General features: G+C 49.9%; 17 protein-coding genes. All 17 read left to right on the top strand.

What is annotated here, in order from left to right:
• Positions 1-13 precede the first annotated feature (13 nt).
• The 17 genes from FND36_12250 to secG all read left to right on the top strand — a co-directional run bounded on the left by FND36_12250 (position 14) and on the right by secG (position 15484).
• Positions 14-682 carry a hypothetical protein gene (locus FND36_12250; GenBank protein QDW74737.1) on the top strand — a complete coding sequence of 223 codons (669 nt, stop codon included), beginning with the start codon at positions 14-16 and terminating at the stop codon, positions 680-682.
• 20 nt (positions 683-702) lie between these two features.
• Positions 703-1164: a hypothetical protein gene (locus FND36_12245; GenBank protein ID QDW75628.1), complete on the top strand. Its 462-nt coding sequence runs from the start codon at positions 703-705 to the stop codon at positions 1162-1164.
• A 129-nt stretch (positions 1165-1293) separates the two neighbouring features.
• A complete protein-coding gene (locus FND36_12240; GenBank protein ID QDW74736.1) occupies positions 1294-2211 on the top strand; it encodes a LysR family transcriptional regulator in 918 nt (305 codons plus the stop codon).
• A 19-nt stretch (positions 2212-2230) separates the two neighbouring features.
• Positions 2231-2797 carry a 16S rRNA (cytosine(1402)-N(4))-methyltransferase gene (gene mraW / locus FND36_12235; protein ID QDW74735.1) on the top strand — a complete coding sequence of 189 codons (567 nt, stop codon included), beginning with the start codon at positions 2231-2233 and terminating at the stop codon, positions 2795-2797.
• Positions 2798-2816: 19 nt separating this feature from the next.
• On the top strand, positions 2817-3929 hold the full coding sequence (locus tag FND36_12230) for a hypothetical protein (protein QDW74734.1): 1113 nt from the start codon (positions 2817-2819) through the stop codon (positions 3927-3929).
• A gap of 100 nt (positions 3930-4029) precedes the next feature.
• On the top strand, positions 4030-5448 hold the full coding sequence (locus tag FND36_12225) for an aminomethyl-transferring glycine dehydrogenase subunit GcvPA (protein ID QDW75627.1): 1419 nt from the start codon (positions 4030-4032) through the stop codon (positions 5446-5448).
• 2 nt (positions 5449-5450) lie between these two features.
• A complete protein-coding gene (locus FND36_12220; GenBank protein ID QDW74733.1) occupies positions 5451-7007 on the top strand; it encodes a glycine dehydrogenase subunit 2 in 1557 nt (518 codons plus the stop codon).
• Positions 7008-7018: 11 nt separating this feature from the next.
• Positions 7019-7495, top strand: coding sequence for a pyridoxamine 5'-phosphate oxidase family protein (locus FND36_12215; GenBank protein QDW74732.1), 477 nt, complete (start codon positions 7019-7021; stop codon positions 7493-7495).
• Between the two features lie 17 nt (positions 7496-7512).
• The gene (locus FND36_12210) at positions 7513-7929 is read left to right on the top strand and encodes a YjbQ family protein (GenBank protein ID QDW74731.1); all 417 of its coding nucleotides are present in this window, start codon (positions 7513-7515) and stop codon (positions 7927-7929) included.
• Between the two features lie 55 nt (positions 7930-7984).
• Complete coding sequence (locus tag FND36_12205; GenBank protein QDW74730.1) at positions 7985-8749, top strand: Fic family protein; 765 nt, start codon at positions 7985-7987, stop codon at positions 8747-8749.
• Between the two features lie 292 nt (positions 8750-9041).
• Positions 9042-10352, top strand: coding sequence for a phenylacetate--CoA ligase (locus FND36_12200; protein ID QDW74729.1), 1311 nt, complete (start codon positions 9042-9044; stop codon positions 10350-10352).
• A gap of 1 nt (position 10353) precedes the next feature.
• Complete coding sequence (gene iorA / locus FND36_12195) at positions 10354-12102, top strand: indolepyruvate ferredoxin oxidoreductase subunit alpha (protein QDW74728.1); 1749 nt, start codon at positions 10354-10356, stop codon at positions 12100-12102.
• Positions 12102-12671: an indolepyruvate oxidoreductase subunit beta gene (locus FND36_12190; GenBank protein QDW74727.1), complete on the top strand. Its 570-nt coding sequence runs from the start codon at positions 12102-12104 to the stop codon at positions 12669-12671. The genes iorA and FND36_12190 overlap by 1 nt, the downstream gene beginning before the upstream one ends.
• 184 nt (positions 12672-12855) lie before the next feature.
• A complete protein-coding gene (locus tag FND36_12185; protein QDW74726.1) occupies positions 12856-13275 on the top strand; it encodes an ACT domain-containing protein in 420 nt (139 codons plus the stop codon).
• A 75-nt stretch (positions 13276-13350) separates the two neighbouring features.
• On the top strand, positions 13351-14682 hold the full coding sequence (locus FND36_12180; protein ID QDW74725.1) for a phenylacetate--CoA ligase: 1332 nt from the start codon (positions 13351-13353) through the stop codon (positions 14680-14682).
• A gap of 16 nt (positions 14683-14698) precedes the next feature.
• On the top strand, positions 14699-15142 hold the full coding sequence (locus FND36_12175; protein ID QDW74724.1) for an amino acid-binding protein: 444 nt from the start codon (positions 14699-14701) through the stop codon (positions 15140-15142).
• 99 nt (positions 15143-15241) lie between these two features.
• The gene (gene secG / locus FND36_12170; protein QDW74723.1) at positions 15242-15484 is read left to right on the top strand and encodes a preprotein translocase subunit SecG; all 243 of its coding nucleotides are present in this window, start codon (positions 15242-15244) and stop codon (positions 15482-15484) included.
• Positions 15485-15550 lie beyond the last annotated feature (66 nt).

Here is a 15550-nt window from a genome sequence, read left to right as displayed (position 1 = left end):
AAGGAATTTGCATATGGAGAATGGAGGAAAAAAATATAGCGAACAAGTTTCTGTACGCTGGTATGGCTATATTGTTTTAGTTCTTACGATATTATTTTTCTCAGGAGTCTTTTCTTCCGCTGAAGGACCTATCAAAGCGCTGGACTTTACAAATATTTCTGGTTCTTTTGGTTCCCTGGGAGAAATCGCGGAAGATGCGGGGACACTGGCGGCCGACTTCAGAGGAACTGGAGGAAGCGGCGCGAGAGATGCATGGCTTTTTGCCCTGACGCTTATCCCGGCAGTCATGTTGGCCCTTGGAGTTGTAAAGGTAGTGGAGCATCTGGATGGCCTGCGGGCAGCGCAAAAACTGCTGACGCCGCTTCTTATGCCGCTTTTGGGAATCCCGGGAATCTGCGGACTGACCCTGATCGCCAGCCTTCAATCCACAGATGCGGGAGCATCGATGACGGCAGAGCTGGCCCAGGACGGGATGATCGATGAAAAACAGAAGACCATTTTCGCCTGTTTCCAGTTTTCCGCGGGAGCAACATTGACCAACTACTTGTCTTCCTGCGCGGCGCTGTTCCCATTTTTGTCAGTGCCGATCATTATACCGCTGGTGGTCGTATTTGTATTTAAGATATTTGGGGCGAATCTGACCCGGATCTATCTGTACAAATTCTGTAAGGAGGAGATCTGATGGAAGAAAAAGCAAAAGTAATGGAGAAAAAGACGATCGTGGATGCCTTTGTGGAAGGCGCGAGAAACGGGTATAAGATTTCTATAAATTCAATGGTGCCGAATGTGCTGTTTGCCTTTGTGCTGATCCAGATTTTGAATCTGACGGGGCTCTCCGATATTCTTGGCAAGGTCTGTCAGCCGGTAATGGGACTGTTTGGACTTCCGGGGATCGCCGCTACAGTTTTGATCGCGGGCTTTTTGTCTGTCGGAGGTGGAGTTGGAGCGGCAGCCAGTCTCTATGCCTCAGGGGCGCTGGGAAATGACCATATTACGATCCTGATTCCGGGAATCCTGATGATGGGAGCTTCCCTGCAGTATATGGGGCGCTGTCTTGGAACCGCGACGGTAAAGAACAAGTATTACGCGTTCCTGATCGGAATTAATATTTTAAATTCGTTGCTGTCTATGATCGTGATGAGGATTCTTGTATCTATCTTCTGAAATTAAGGTTGAATATGAGACTGGGGCAGGGGCCGTAGGGCCCCTGCTTTTTTGAAAATCATTGATGAAATATAAGACCAATGCTATACTGAGATTAAATCGGGATTAAAATTAAGAGGAAGTGTGAGTATGAAAACAGAACAGATATTGCTGGCCCTGGAAATCGGCAGATGTGGCTCTGTTTCAAAAGCAGCTTCGAATCTGTTTATGGCCCAGCCGAATGCCAGCAGTTCTCTTGCGCTGCTGGAGCAGGAGATCGGATATCAGATATTTGAACGCACCTATAATGGGATGCGAGTGACGAAACAGGGGGAAGCCTTCCTGCAGTACGCCCATGCTATTGAGCGGAACATGAAGAAAATCTATATGATCAGCGAAGAAGGTACCAGAGTCCGGCTTTCTGTCGCGACCTATGCCTATCCTTTTTCGGAAAGGGCATTTACAAAATTCTGCACAAACTATATTGATACGGCTCATTCCCTGAACTGTAAACTTCGCAGGATTGGAACGGTCAAGGAGGGGATCGAGCTTCTGGATCAGGACCTGGCGGACGTGTCTGTGATCACCTGCAGACAGGAGCTGTACGGCCAGTTTGAGAAGGAATTCCAGAAGGAGGGCCTGCATTCGGAAGTGCTGGCTTATACGACTTTGCATGTGGTGCTTCCGGAAAAGCATCCGCTCGCGAAAAAAGAGACGGTAGACCTGGAAGATTATGTGGGCTATCCTTGTATCTCTAATGAAGGATTAGCGAAAAATTATGCCCCGCCGGAAGTGGAGAAACTTCTGAAAGAAGTAAAGCTGCATATTGTGATGGAACCGGGGGAAGCCAGGTTTAAACTGCTGGAGAATACCAATAGTTTTGTGATCTGCACTCCTTATCAGAAGGAAGAATTAAGGCGCCATCACTTGGTAGGACGGAATATCCCGAACGCCAATCGGAATCTGGTCCTGCTGATGAAGGAAGAAAATCAGCACGATCAGCAGATCCAAAGATATGTCAGCCTTTTGAAAGAGGAAATCGAAGTCTGGGAGCAGGAGATCAATTAGAAATAAGGAGCGCGAAAAGATGAAATCTTTGAGGATCACGGACTGGTGCCATGAGATTTTCCGCGCCTATGTCCGAGAAAATGGAGTCTATATTGACGGTACGATGGGAAAAGGGATGGATACCCTTTTCCTTTGCCATTTGGCGGGAGAAGAAGGAAAAGTCTACGCTTTTGATGTCCAGGAGAAGGCCCTGGAGATGACCCGGCTTTTGTTGGAAAAAGAAGGGGTGAGAGGACGGGCCAGGCTTATCCGGGACGGCCATGAACACATGGATGCTTATCTGCCGCCAGAGAGCGCGGATGGGATCTGTTTTAATTTTGGCTATCTGCCGGGCGGAGACCACCGGATCGCAACAAAGCCGGAGACTAGTGTAGAGGCGGTGAAAAAGGGACTTGGCCTTTTGAAACAAAACGGCGTAATGAGTCTTTGTATCTACAGCGGGGGAGATACGGGATTCGCGGAAAAAGAGGCGCTTCTCCATTTTCTTGGCGGACTGCCCGCTAATCAGTTCACAGTAATCCTGAATTCTTATTATAACAGGGAGAACCATCCGCCTATTCCGGCATTTGTTTTTAAGCGAAGATAGAGACAGGAGGCTGCGTGTCATGAAGAAAATCGGATTTCTGATCAACCCGGTGGCGGGGCTTGGCGGCCAGGCTGGAATGAAGGGGAGCGACGACTGCAAAAGCAGGGAAAATGCGATGAAGCTCGGCTATCAGAAGACGGCCTTTAAAAAAGCCGCTGCCTGCGCGGGTCAGATACAAGGAGAACAGGGGTGCCAGATTTTTTCCCCGGAAGGAGAGATGGGAGGAATGGTTCTTGAGGAAGCAGGGATACCATACTATTCTCTGGGGCAAAGCGGGACGGAGACCTGCCGGGAAGATACGGTGGTTTTTGCGGAAAAAATGAAAGAACAGGGTGTGGATCTTCTGGTGTTCTGCGGGGGAGACGGAACGGCGAGGGACATTTATGAGGCGGTGGGAAGCCATTTCCCCGTACTGGGTGTTCCCGCGGGCGTGAAGATGTACTCTGCCTGTTACGCGGTGAATCCCTGGCAGGCGGGAGAACTCCTGCGAGATTTTATCCGGGGAAAACATCTGTCCTTTGTCCCGCGCGAGGTGATGGATCTTGACGAGGCGGATCTTGGAAAAGCATCTGTCAGTCCCGCGCTATACGGATTTCTGACGGTGCCGGACGATGGCGCGAGGCTGCAGCGGGCAAAAGAGATGAGCCGGGGAAACGCGGCGGAAGCCGAGATACTGGCGCTGGATGTTGTGTCGGAAAGGAAAAAGGGCATGCTCTATATCATCGGGCCGGGAGGCACTACTTTCCAGATCAAGGAAAAAATGTGCGGCCGAGGGACACTGCGCGGCGTAGATGTGGTGAAAGACGGAAAGCTTCTGGCAAAAGACGCGGACGAAAAGACAATCTACGCGTTTTTAGAGGCGGGAGAGAGAGCAGAGATCATTGTGACTTGTATTGGCGGGAACGGTTTCCTGTTTGGCCGGGGAAATCAACAGATCAGTCCAAGGATCATACGGAAAGTGACCAAGGAGCATATCCGCATCGCGGTGACAAGACAGAAGCTGGCAGGACTTGGGACAAGACCTATGCTGGTGGATACCGGAGACCCGGAGACAGACCGTTATCTGGCGGGGTATTATAAGATCCGGTTTAACGCCCGTGAGTCGGCGCTGTACCGAGTGGAAAGAAATTGACAAATACTTGAGAGGTTTTAGCGAAAAGTGTAGAATAAAAAGAGAGCGCGGAGGGTGTCTTGACCATGAAAACAGGGATTATAGAAGGGAGCTGATGAAAGTGGGAAAAGAGTTTGTACATCCATATATGCCAAATAGTGTTCCTGAGATCAAGGAGGAAATGCTGCGCAAGATCGGCGTAAAAAGCGTAGAAGAGATCTACAAAAGCGTGATTCCGGATGAACTTCTCTACAAAGAAAGGCTGGATCTGCCGGAACCGATCTTAAGCGAGCATGAACTGAAAAAGCATGTGATGGGAATTTTGGATAAAAATATATCAACGGAAGAATATACCAGTTTCCTGGGAGCGGGATGTTATAAACATCAGGTACCGGCGCTGTGTGATGAGATCAATTCCAGAGGGGAATTCCTGACAGGATACTGCGGGGATACCTACTCGGATCATGGAAAAATGCAGGCAATTTTCGAGTATGCGAGCATGATGGGAGAACTGCTGGATGCGGACGTGGTAAGCTATACCAATTACGATGGCGGCCAGGCAGTATCCTCGTCTCTCAGGATCGCCCTGCGGGTAATGGAAGGCAGAAATACGCCAAAGACAGAGGTTTTAGTGCCCTCCACCATGAATCCGGAGATTTTTTCTCAGGCGGAATCCTACTGCCGCGGTACTGCTAAGGTCGTAAAAGCAGCCTATGAGCCAGAGACAGGGCTTATGGACCTTTTAGACTTGGAAGATAAGCTGAAAACGGGAAAGGTGGGCGCCGTCTTCTATGAAAATCCCTCCTATCTTGGATTCTTTGAGACCAGAGGAGAGAAGATCGCGGAGCTGGCCCATCAATACGGAGCTCTGTGTATTGTCCAGCCGGAGGTGGCAGCCCTTGGCATCATGGAAAGCCCCATGAATCTGGGAGCGGATATTGTATGTGGAGATATCCAGCCGCTGGGAATGCACATCCAGTTTGGAGGCGGCCAGGCGGGATTTATTGCCTGCCGGCAGGATGTGGAACTGATCCGGGAATTTCCTACCTATATGTACGGGATTGCGGAAACGGAGAAAGAAGGCGTCTACGGATGGGGACGGGCCATGAATGAACGCTGTTCCCATGGAAGCAGAGAGAACGCCAACGAATATTTTGGAACAGAGACCGGACTGTGGGGCATTACAGCGGGCGTTTATCTTGCCTGCATGGGTCCCCAGGGAATGTATGAATTGGGCGAGACCATCATCCAGAATGTGAATTACGCTATCCGGAAGTTGAAAGAGGTACCTGGAATCCGGGTAAATGTATTCCAAAACAGGAATTTCCAGGAGTTTGTGGTAGATTTTACAGATACTGGGAAAACGGTAAAAGAAATCAACCAGGCGCTTTTGAAAGAGCGGATCTTTGGAGGCAAGGATCTAAGCGGGGATTTCAAAGAACTGGGGCAGAGCGCCCTCTACTGCGTATCGGAGCTGACCACGGCAACGGAGATCGACCATTTGGCGGAAGTTTTGGATAAGATCGCAAGGGGGTGCTAGAGATGGGATACTATAAAACAGACAGAGATTTTCACGAGGCAAGATGGGATGAGCCTATCATTATGGAACTTGGCAGTCCGGGGGAGCGGGGCGTATTGGTGCCAAAAGCGGATCCAAGGGCAGCGGAGGCTGTAGGAAAGGCGGAAGATCTTCTCCCGGAAGGATTAAGAAGAAAGAAGGCCCCCAAACTTCCAGAGATGTCCCAGATGCAGGTGCTGCGCCATTATATGAGGCTGTCCCAGGAAACCATCGGAACGGATATCAATATTGATATCGGCCTTGGAACCTGTACCATGAAATACAGCCCTAAGATCAACGAACAGTTTGTGCGGTCAGATAAGTTAAAAGAGCTGCATCCCTATCAGGATGAGAGTACGGTTCAGGGGATCCTGGAGATCATGTACAAGGAAGAGCAGTACCTGAAAGCCATCTCAGGCATGGCAAAGGTAAGCCTTCAGCCCTCCGGAGGAACCCAGGCCATTTTCGCCAATGTGGAGACCATCCGGGCATACCACGAGGCCAATGGCGAGGGAGAGAAGCGTAATGAGATTATTACCACAATCCTGTCTCATCCCGGCAATCCGGGAGCGGCGGCGACTCTAGGATATAAGGTCATCACCCTCTACCCGGATGAGAATGGAATCCCGGATATTGAAGCCTTAAAAGCGGCGGTATCAGAACATACGGCGGCGCTGATGATCACCAACCCGGAGGATACGGGAATCTACAATGAGAAGATCAGAGAATTCGTGGATATCGTCCATGAGGCCGGAGGATTATGTGTGTATGACCAGGCCAATTTGAACGGCCTCTTCGGTATTACCAGGGCCAGAGACGCGGGATTTGACATGTGTCACTACAACCTGCACAAGTCTTTTTCATCGCCCCATGGCTGTCAGGGTCCGGGGGCCGGCGCTCAGTGCGTGTCGGAGAAATTGGCCAAATATGTGGCGTTCCCAACAGTGGAGTATGATGGGGAGAAGTATTATCTGGATTATCAGAGGCCGGACAGTATTGGGAAACTGCGGAAGTTCTATGGAGTTCCGGCGGTACTGGTGCGGGCCTACGCCTACATCCGAAGCCTGGGGCCGGACGGCATCAAGCAGATCGCCGAGCTGTCTATTTTGAATAATAACTACTTGCTGAAGAAGCTTTTGGAGATCGATGGGTTGTCCATGCCTATGGCTGAGGGCAAATACCGGCTGGAGCAGGCAAGATTAAGCTGGAAAAAACTGACTGACGAGACGGGCGTCACCACCGATGATATCTGCCGCCGGATCGTAGATTATGGGTTCCAGGATTATTTTGCCAGCCATCATCCCCGGATCATTCCGGAGCCGTTTACCCCGGAACCGGTGGAAACTTATTCCAAGGACGATATTGATGAGTTTGCGGCGGCCTTCAAGGCCATCGCGAAGGAGGCGAGGACGAATCCGGAGGTTGTAAAGACGGCGCCCCATAAGGCGGCCCTGTCCACCCAGATCCGGGAAGAATATCTGACAGAATGGGAGAAATTCGCCACCACCTGGCGGGGATACCTGAAGTATGTGAAGAAGTAGGAGAAAAGAGGATGAGAAGAAAAGACAGGGAAATAACAGAGACGGTTAAGAAACAAGAAATCATAGAGGCATGCAAGGTATGCAGGCTTGGTTTCGCAGATGAGGACGGCGTCTATATTGTCCCTATGAATTTTGGATATTGTTACGAAGAGGAGCGGCTGGTCCTTTATTTCCATGGGGCCAAAGAAGGAAGGAAGATGGAGCTGGTCCGGAAGGAGCCGTCCGTAGGAATTGAGATGGACTGCGGTCATGAGCTGGTGGAGGGGAGGCTTGCCTGCCAGTACAGTTACCATTATGCCAGCATCATCGGCAGAGGAAAGGCCGCGGAGGTAGTGGAACCGGAAGAAAAGTTAAAAGCGCTGGGGCTGATCATGAAGCATCAGACAGGGAAAGAGTTCGATGAATTTGAGACTAATCCAAAGCTGGAGAAAGCGGTGGCCATCATCCGGGTAGAGGTAGAAGATTATAGCTGTAAGCAGTATGTGTAGAAGACAGGAGGAGTATCATGAAATCATATCGCAAGGAACTACATTTTCATCTCCCTACCAGGCGGGGCCTGGTCAATATTACCCAGGAGGTACAGAATGCGGTCACTCAAAGCGGTGTCAAAGAAGGTCTGGTACTGGTGAACGCGATGAACATCACAGCCAGCGTATTCATCAATGATGACGAGAGCGGCCTGCATCAGGATTACGAGAAGTGGCTGGAAGGACTGGCCCCGGAGAAGCCCTACAGTCTGTACAACCATAACGGCTATGAGGATAATGCGGACGCCCATCTGAAGCGGACGATCATGGGCCGGGAGACGGTAGTGGCCATCACAGAAGGAAGACTGGACTTTGGAACCTGGGAACAGATCTTCTACTATGAATTTGACGGGAAACGGGATAAGCGGGTTCTGATCAAGGTGATCGGAGAGTAATTGCGGGTTTAGCCTGTTTGGCCCTGTATAAAAAGTCGTGGCGGAGGAAAGAAGATTGAAATTGGATTTATCAGGTAAAATCGAAAAAATCATGGAAAAGCAGCAGATGTTTTCTCAAGCTAAGGGGGAAAAACTAGTATGGGATCCCTTTGTCAAGGATTTGCAGGTGCGGCTTAGCTGGAATTCAAATTCATTGGAGGGAAATACGCTCTCACTGGATGAAACACTTGCTGTAATAGAATACGATGAAGTGAGAACAGGCCATACATACACCGAGTATCAGGAAGCCAAAAGTATGTATCAGGCGGTCACGGAGAAGCTGGCTTTTTCTAAAAATGTCACGATCGATCTGCCATGGATCAAAGAAGTCAATGGGCTTATCATGCAGAGTGATGGAAGATTCCGTGACAGAAATGTTTATGTCGGATCTCTGGCTGAAGCGACTTACTACCCTCCAGATCAAAGCAAAGTGCCTGAGGCAATGGACAGATTTGCAGGAGAGATCAAAGAGATGCCGCTGGATTCAATCAGGGAAAAGATTGCTTTTATCGCCGTCAAACATATTGAGTTTGAACGGATCCATCCGTTCTGTGACGGAAATGGCCGTACAGGAAGAATGATCATGAACCAGCAGCTTCTTAATTCTGGAATCTTGCCGGCAATTATTCTGGATCAGTCGAAATATCAGCAGGCGTTTCGCAGATATGAACGGAATGGAGATACCGAACTGATGGAGTATATCGTTGCCCAAGGCGTTCTGGAAAGTTATAAAAAGCTGGAAGAAATCTATAATAAATTTATCCAGATAGACCGTGGATAACCCCCAGTTCCGCCGCGCCCCCAGAGCTTCGCAAAACCCGCTCCTATAGGAGCTGTATCGCGGCTGCGCCGCGGTTTTGCTCATTTATGGGCGCTCTGCTCATAGATAAGCCCGGTCGGAATTTCATGCAAGCATAAATTCCTTCCCGAACTTATCTATGGCGGAACTGGGTTTTTTGTGAATTAATGCTTTAAATCGCAAAAGTAATGTGTTATACTTATTTGGAAATTGGGCATTAAAGGAGCCCTGCCTTTCAGGCGAATTAGCCTGTGGCTGTGAAGGAGGAAGCAAGATGATATGGGCAAAGGAAGAAACTCTGCCAAGAGCTGAGATCGAGAAGATCCAGTTAGAGAAATTAAAACAGACGGTACCCTATATCTATGAGAGAGTGGAACCATACCGCAGGAAAATGGAAGAGGCCGGGGTGAAGCCGGAAGATATCAAGAGCCTTGAGGATCTTAAGAAACTGCCATTTACATATAAATCTGACTTTAAGGACAATTATCCTATGGGGCTTTTCGCGGTGGATAAAAAGGATCTGATCCGTTTCCACGCAAGCTCTGGGACTACCGGAAAGCCGACAGTGGTGGGATATACGAGAAAAGATCTGGAAGTGTGGCTGGGAAATGTGGCCAGGATCGCCTGTATGGGCGGCGCCACTCCAGACGATGTGGCGCAGATCGCCTTTGGATACGGCACTTTTACTGGCGCCCTGGGGCTGCACGGAGGATTGGAAATGCTGGGGGCGTCAGTGATTCCTATGTCTTCCGGAAATACGAAGAAGCAGATCATGTTCATGCAGGATATGGGGACTACACTCCTGGTGGCTACACCGTCCTACGCCCTGCATCTGGGTGAGGAGATCCGTGCCCGCGGCATCGACCCGGCCAAGGATCTGAAGGTCCATATCGGTCTCTTTGGAGGCGAGGGAATGACCGAGCCTATGAGAGACGAGATGCATAAAGTCTGGGGGGATCAGTTCTTCTGCACCCAGAATTATGGGATGAGCGAACTGTGCGGCCCTGGTGTCGCGGGAGAGTGCGAGGCCCTGTGCGGAATGCACATCAATGAAGACTGGTTTATCCCGGAGATCATCGATCCAAAGACGGAAGAAGTCCTTCCGCCGGGAGAGAGGGGAGAACTGGTGGTGACCTGCCTGGGGAAAGAAGCTCTGCCGCTGGTACGTTACCGGACCGGAGATATGACCAGGCTTTTCTATGAGCCATGCAGCTGCGGGCGTACGACCGCCAGGATGGAGAATCTGTCCGGCCGGGCGGATGATATGCTGGTGATCCGGGGCGTGAATGTATTCCCGACCCAGATTGAAGAAGTGCTTCTGCAGATTCCTGAAATCGGTCCTCACTATGAGATCCTGGTAGAGCGGAAAAACCGGCTGGATGTAATGACGATCACGGTAGAACTGGTGGATGACCGCTTGCTGGACAGTTATAAAAAATTGAGCGAACTGGAGCAGAAGATCAAGAAGGGACTGAAAGCCCAGCTTGGACTGGCGACGCAGATCAAATTGGTGGCGCCTTACTCGCTTCAGAGATTTGAAGGAAAAGCAAAGAGAGTAACAGATTTACGAAAGGATGGTTTATAAAATGTCAGAGAAGGTGATTATGCTTGGCAATGAAGCCATTGCCAGAGGCGCCTACGAGGCGGGAGTCAAGGTATCTGCCGCTTATCCGGGGACGCCGAGCACAGAGATCAGTGAATATCTGGTACAGTATAAAGAGGACTTGTACTGTGAGTGGTCGCCAAATGAGAAGGTGGCGACAGAGGTGGCCATCGGGGCTTCCGTAGCAGGAGTCCGGGCTATGTCATGCATGAAGCATGTTGGCTTTAATGTGGCGGCGGACCCTGCGTATACGGTTTCTTATATGGGCGTGAACGGCGGGCTTGTGATCGTGGTAGCCGATGATCCGGGACTCTATAGTTCCCAGAATGAGCAGGATACCCGAATGGTGGCGCGCGCGGCCCAGCTTCCTGTGTTGGAGCCGTCCGACAGCAGCGAGGCCAAAGAATTCATGAAACTGGCCTTTGATTTGAGCGAACAGTTTGACCGTCCTTTTGTGTTCCGGACAACCACAAGACTGGCACATTCTCAGGGACTGGTGGAGCTGGGAGAACGGAAATGTCCAGAAGATAAACCTTATGTAAAAAACATCCAGAAAACAGTCATGATGCCGGGGAACGCCAAACTCCGCCATGTGGAGATCGAGAAGCGCAACCTGGAACTGGCGGAGGCGGCCAATACTCTTCCGATCAACCGGATGGAGATGAAAGATACCAAGATCGGGGTCATTACCAGCGGTATTCCCTACCAGTATGTGAAAGAAGCGCTTCCTGAGGCTTCTGTACTGAAGCTGGGGATGGTCAATCCGCTGCCCAGGAAGCTGATCGAAGAATTCGCGGCGAAGGTGGAAAAGCTTTACGTTGTGGAAGAATTAGATCCGGTGATCGAAGAACAGGTGAAATCCTGGGGAATCCAGGCGACCGGAAAAGAGATCTTCACGGTGCAGGGAGAGTACAGCGCCAACATGATCCGGGCGGCGATCGGCAAAGAAGAACTTTCGATCACGGCTCCCGCACAGGCGCCGGGACGCCCGCCGATTCTTTGTCCGGGATGTCCTCACAGAAGTGTGTACTATGTGCTTAACAAGCTGAAGCTTCACGCGGCTGGAGACATTGGCTGCTATACCCTTGGAGCGGTAGCGCCTTTGAGCGTGGTGGACACCACGATCTGTATGGGCGCAAGCATTTCCAGCCTTCATGGAATGGAGAAAGCCAAAGGCAAAGAATATATCAAAGACTGGGTTGCGGTGATCGGAGATTCTACCTTCCTGCATACGGGGGTAAATTCACTGATGAACATGATGTATAATAAAGCTACAGGAACGGTGATCATCCTGGATAATTCTACCACAGGAATGACGGGACATCAGGATCACGCGGCTACGGGAAAGACCCTGCAGGGAGATCCAACCTATGCCATTGATATTCCGGGACTGTGCCGGGCGATCGGCGTGAAAAACGTGGTAGAAGTCAACGCCTTTGATATTGAGACCTTGGAGAAAACGGTGAAAGAGGAAGTGGCAAAAGACGAGGTATCTGTGATCATCACAAAGACGCCCTGCGTACTTTTGAGCAAAGAAAAGAAACCGTTATATATTGCCCGCGAGGACAAATGTAAAAAATGTGGAATGTGTATGAGGCCAGGATGTCCGGCTATGACAAAGAATCCAGATGGAACCATCCATATTGACGATACCATGTGTACAGGCTGCGGCCTCTGTGAAAGTCTGTGCAAGTTTGACGCGATCGAGTTAGTAAAGGCAGGTGACCGGTAATGGAGACAAAGAATATTATGATCGTCGGTGTAGGCGGACAGGGGACTTTGCTCACCAGCAGGATCCTGGGCGGATTAGCGTTGGCAGGCGGATATGATGTAAAGCTTTCCGAGGTGCACGGCATGGCTCAAAGGGGTGGAAGCGTGGTAACGTTTGTACGGTATGGGGACCATGTGGCGGAACCGATCGTGGAAGAAGGACAGGCGGATGTGATCATTGCTTTTGAGCGGCTGGAAGCTCTGCGGTATGCCCATTTCTTGAAAAAGGACGGGGCGCTGGTGGTGAATGACTGGCGGATCGATCCTATGCCGGTGGTCATCGGAGCGGCCCAGTATCCAGAAGGAATCTTGGAAGAGCTGGGAAAAGATCACAAAGTTTATGCGGTCAATGCTACAGAGGAATCTAAGAAACTTGGGAATCCAAGAGTGTTTAATCTGATCGTACTGGGCATCGCGGCTCAGCATATGGATTTTACAAAGGAACAGTGGTATGAGGTAATCGAAAAAACCGTTCCCCCAAAAACTATAGAGATCAATAAAAAAGCATTTGACGTAGGTTATCAGTTATAGGCGGCAGAGATATGGAAATACGTAAGATGCAATGCAGAAGCTGCCGGAATGAGTGTGTGCTGAAAGTGACTGTCGACCGCGGAGAGATACAAGAAGTGACCGGAAACGGATGCAGACGGGGGATCGTAAGCGCGCAGAAGATTCTGGATGCGGAAAATAAGAGAGAAAAATAAGGAGGTGCGGTATGATCAGGCAGTTGTCGGTATTTGTAGAAAATAAGCCGGGAAGTCTGATGGATGTGACATCAAGGCTGACGGAAGCCAATGTGAATATCCGGGCTGTAGCCACGTTTGACACACCGGAATTTGGGATTCTGCGTCTGGTGGTAGACAAACCCTCTGAGGCAAAGTCCTATCTGACCAGCAAAGGATTTGTGGTACGGATCCATCAGGTGATCGGCGTAGAACTGGAAGACCGGGAGGGAAATCTGAATCAGATGTTGGAAATCCTGGCGCAGGGAGGAATCAATATCAATTACATTTATTCATTTGTCATCCGAAATGGAAAAGCGCCGGTGATGGTGTTTAGTACGGATGATTTCGAGAAAGCGGCGCAGATCTTACAGAACGCGGACGTAAAGATGGTAGAAGAGAGCGATCTGTAGGAGAAAGAGTTGTTCAGGCAGGTCCTGCCTGAAGAGGGAGAACCTGGATAAAGAAGGAATTAAGGAGTAAAAGAAATGGCAGGAGTAGCGTTAGAAAACTGGAAAGAACGGATCAGAGATCCAAAGATTGAGTGTATGAGCAGGGATGAGATGTCTGCCCTGCAGAGTGAGCGCCTGGTCAAACAGGTAAAAAATGTATATGAGAATGTAGAGTTCTATCGGAAGAAAATGGATGCGTTGGGGGTAGAGCCTGGAGATATCAAAGGAATTGAAGATATCAATAAGCTTCCTTTCACAACAAAAGAAGATCTGAGAGACAATTATCCTTTCGGGCTGCTGGCGGTTCCACAGGAGAAGATCGTCAGAGTTCAGGGAACTTCAGGGACTACTGGGAAGCTGACACTGGCTTCCTACACTCAGAAGGATGTAGATGTGTGGGGAGAATGTGTGGCAAGAGCTCTGGTAATGGCGGGACTTACATCGGCTGACCGGCTCCATGTATGCTATGGATACGGACTGTTTACAGGAGGAATGGGACTGGATCTGGGAGCCCAGGCGCTGGGAGCGATGGCGATCCCAATGTCTTCTGGGAATACCAAACGGCAGTTGATGTGCATGGAAGACTTCGGGGCTACCGCTTTCGCATGCACGCCATCTTATGCGTTATATCTTGCGGAAGCGGCGCAGGAAGCGGGAGTTGTCGACCGTCTGCAGATCAAAGCCAGCATCAACGGGGCAGAACCTTGGACCGATGAAATGCGCAAGAAGATTGAAAGTATTTTCCATATCAACAGTTTTGATATCTATGGACTCTGTGAAGTCACAGGACCAGGAGTTGCTATGGATTGTATCCATCATCAGGGACTTCATGTATATGAGGACTACTTCTATCCGGAAATCCTGAATCCGGCAGACCAGTCTCCCTGCGCGGATGGAGAGACCGGGGAATTAGTATTTACGACTCTGGCTAAAGAGGGAATGCCTCTGATTCGCTATCGGACGAAAGATCTGACCAGTATTGACCACAGCACATGTAAATGCGGGAGGACCCTGCCAAGGATCCAGAAGTTTACGGGACGTACCGATGATATGAAGGTAATCCGCGGTGTCAATGTATTCCCGACACAGGTTGAGACAGCGCTCTTATCTATGGGCGGCGGAGTGGCTCCGCATTATATGCTGATCGTGGATCGGGAGAATAATTTGGATGTACTGACCGTTATGGTGGAAGTAGACGAGAAATATTTTTCAGATGAGATCCGGAAGCTGGATGATCTGAAGAATCGGGTGGCAGCGGTGCTGAAACAGGCGCTGGGGCTGTCTGTAAGAGTGAAGCTGGTTGAACCAAAGACGATCCAGAGAAGTGAAGGAAAAGCGAAACGTGTCATTGACAACCGCAAGCTGTAAGAAGGAGGGGAAAAGCATGGGTATGAGCAATACGATCCAACAGTTATCGGTATTTTTGGAAAATAGAGAAGGACGTTTAGACGAAGTATTGTCTGTTTTAGCAGAGAATGATGTCAACATTGTGGCCTTAAGCCTTGCGGATACGTCAGATTACGGAATGCTCCGCATGGTCGTATCCGATCCGCACAGAGGAAGGCAGGCGCTTAAAGATGCCGGGATCACAGCAATGCTGACGGATGTAGTGGCACTCAGGGTGCCGCATGCTACGGGATCGCTTTCTAAGGCTATGCACCAGATCGTGGAGGGAGAGGTCAATGTAGAGTACATGTACGCCTTCGCCAACGGCTCTGATGCGGCGGCGATATTGAAAAGCGATGATCCTGGACGGGTGATCGATATCTTAAAAGGAAGCGGCTTCGATGTGTACAGCGCGGATGAGGCGTACCGGGCGAACCAATAAGGATAGACAAAGCTGACAGCGCTGGATGGGAATTTTATCCTTGCCAATCCAGATAGGTTATGGTAAAATAGCTATGGTTTATCTACAGGAGGTGTAGAGATGGAAATTCTGAAGATTATACTTATGATCATATTTGCAATAGACTGTATTGCCCTGTCAGCGATCGTACTGCTCCAGGAAGGAAAATCCGCGGGCCTTGGAACGATCAGCGGTATGGCAGACACATACTGGGGCCAGAATAAAGGCCGTTCTATGGAGGGAGCCCTGGTGAAATCCACAAAGTTTCTGGCAGTCCTGTTTATTGTACTGGCGGCGGTGCTGAACCTCAAAGTCTTTGCGTAAGACCTGCGCAAGCTGGATCGGCAGAGTTTGGCCGTACGGGAAAGTATATTTTCAAGAAACAGTGAG

The organism is Lachnospiraceae bacterium KGMB03038 (assembly GCA_007361935.1).
GTDB lineage: Bacteria > Bacillota > Clostridia > Lachnospirales > Lachnospiraceae > Massilistercora.
The sequence above is the reverse complement of the archived record's forward strand: the minus strand, read 5'-3'. Positions and strand labels throughout refer to the sequence as shown.

Excerpts from the sequence above, each read along its gene's own strand:
- FND36_12245 (QDW75628.1), top strand. The coding sequence starts at position 703 with ATGGAGAAAAAGACGATCGTGGATGCCTTTGTGGAAGGCGCGAGAAAC.
- FND36_12175 (QDW74724.1), top strand. The coding sequence starts at position 14,699 with ATGGGTATGAGCAATACGATCCAACAGTTATCGGTATTTTTGGAAAAT.
- FND36_12190 (QDW74727.1), top strand. The coding sequence starts at position 12,102 with ATGGAGACAAAGAATATTATGATCGTCGGTGTAGGCGGACAGGGGACT.
- FND36_12180 (QDW74725.1), top strand. The coding sequence starts at position 13,351 with ATGGCAGGAGTAGCGTTAGAAAACTGGAAAGAACGGATCAGAGATCCA.
- FND36_12240 (QDW74736.1), top strand. The coding sequence starts at position 1,294 with ATGAAAACAGAACAGATATTGCTGGCCCTGGAAATCGGCAGATGTGGC.
- FND36_12210 (QDW74731.1), top strand. The coding sequence starts at position 7,513 with ATGAAATCATATCGCAAGGAACTACATTTTCATCTCCCTACCAGGCGG.
- iorA (QDW74728.1), top strand. The coding sequence starts at position 10,354 with ATGTCAGAGAAGGTGATTATGCTTGGCAATGAAGCCATTGCCAGAGGC.
- FND36_12230 (QDW74734.1), top strand. The coding sequence starts at position 2,817 with ATGAAGAAAATCGGATTTCTGATCAACCCGGTGGCGGGGCTTGGCGGC.
- secG (QDW74723.1), top strand. The coding sequence starts at position 15,242 with ATGGAAATTCTGAAGATTATACTTATGATCATATTTGCAATAGACTGT.
- mraW (QDW74735.1), top strand. The coding sequence starts at position 2,231 with ATGAAATCTTTGAGGATCACGGACTGGTGCCATGAGATTTTCCGCGCC.
- FND36_12250 (QDW74737.1), top strand. The coding sequence starts at position 14 with ATGGAGAATGGAGGAAAAAAATATAGCGAACAAGTTTCTGTACGCTGG.
- FND36_12200 (QDW74729.1), top strand. The coding sequence starts at position 9,042 with ATGATATGGGCAAAGGAAGAAACTCTGCCAAGAGCTGAGATCGAGAAG.
- FND36_12215 (QDW74732.1), top strand. The coding sequence starts at position 7,019 with ATGAGAAGAAAAGACAGGGAAATAACAGAGACGGTTAAGAAACAAGAA.
- FND36_12220 (QDW74733.1), top strand. The coding sequence starts at position 5,451 with ATGGGATACTATAAAACAGACAGAGATTTTCACGAGGCAAGATGGGAT.
- FND36_12185 (QDW74726.1), top strand. The coding sequence starts at position 12,856 with ATGATCAGGCAGTTGTCGGTATTTGTAGAAAATAAGCCGGGAAGTCTG.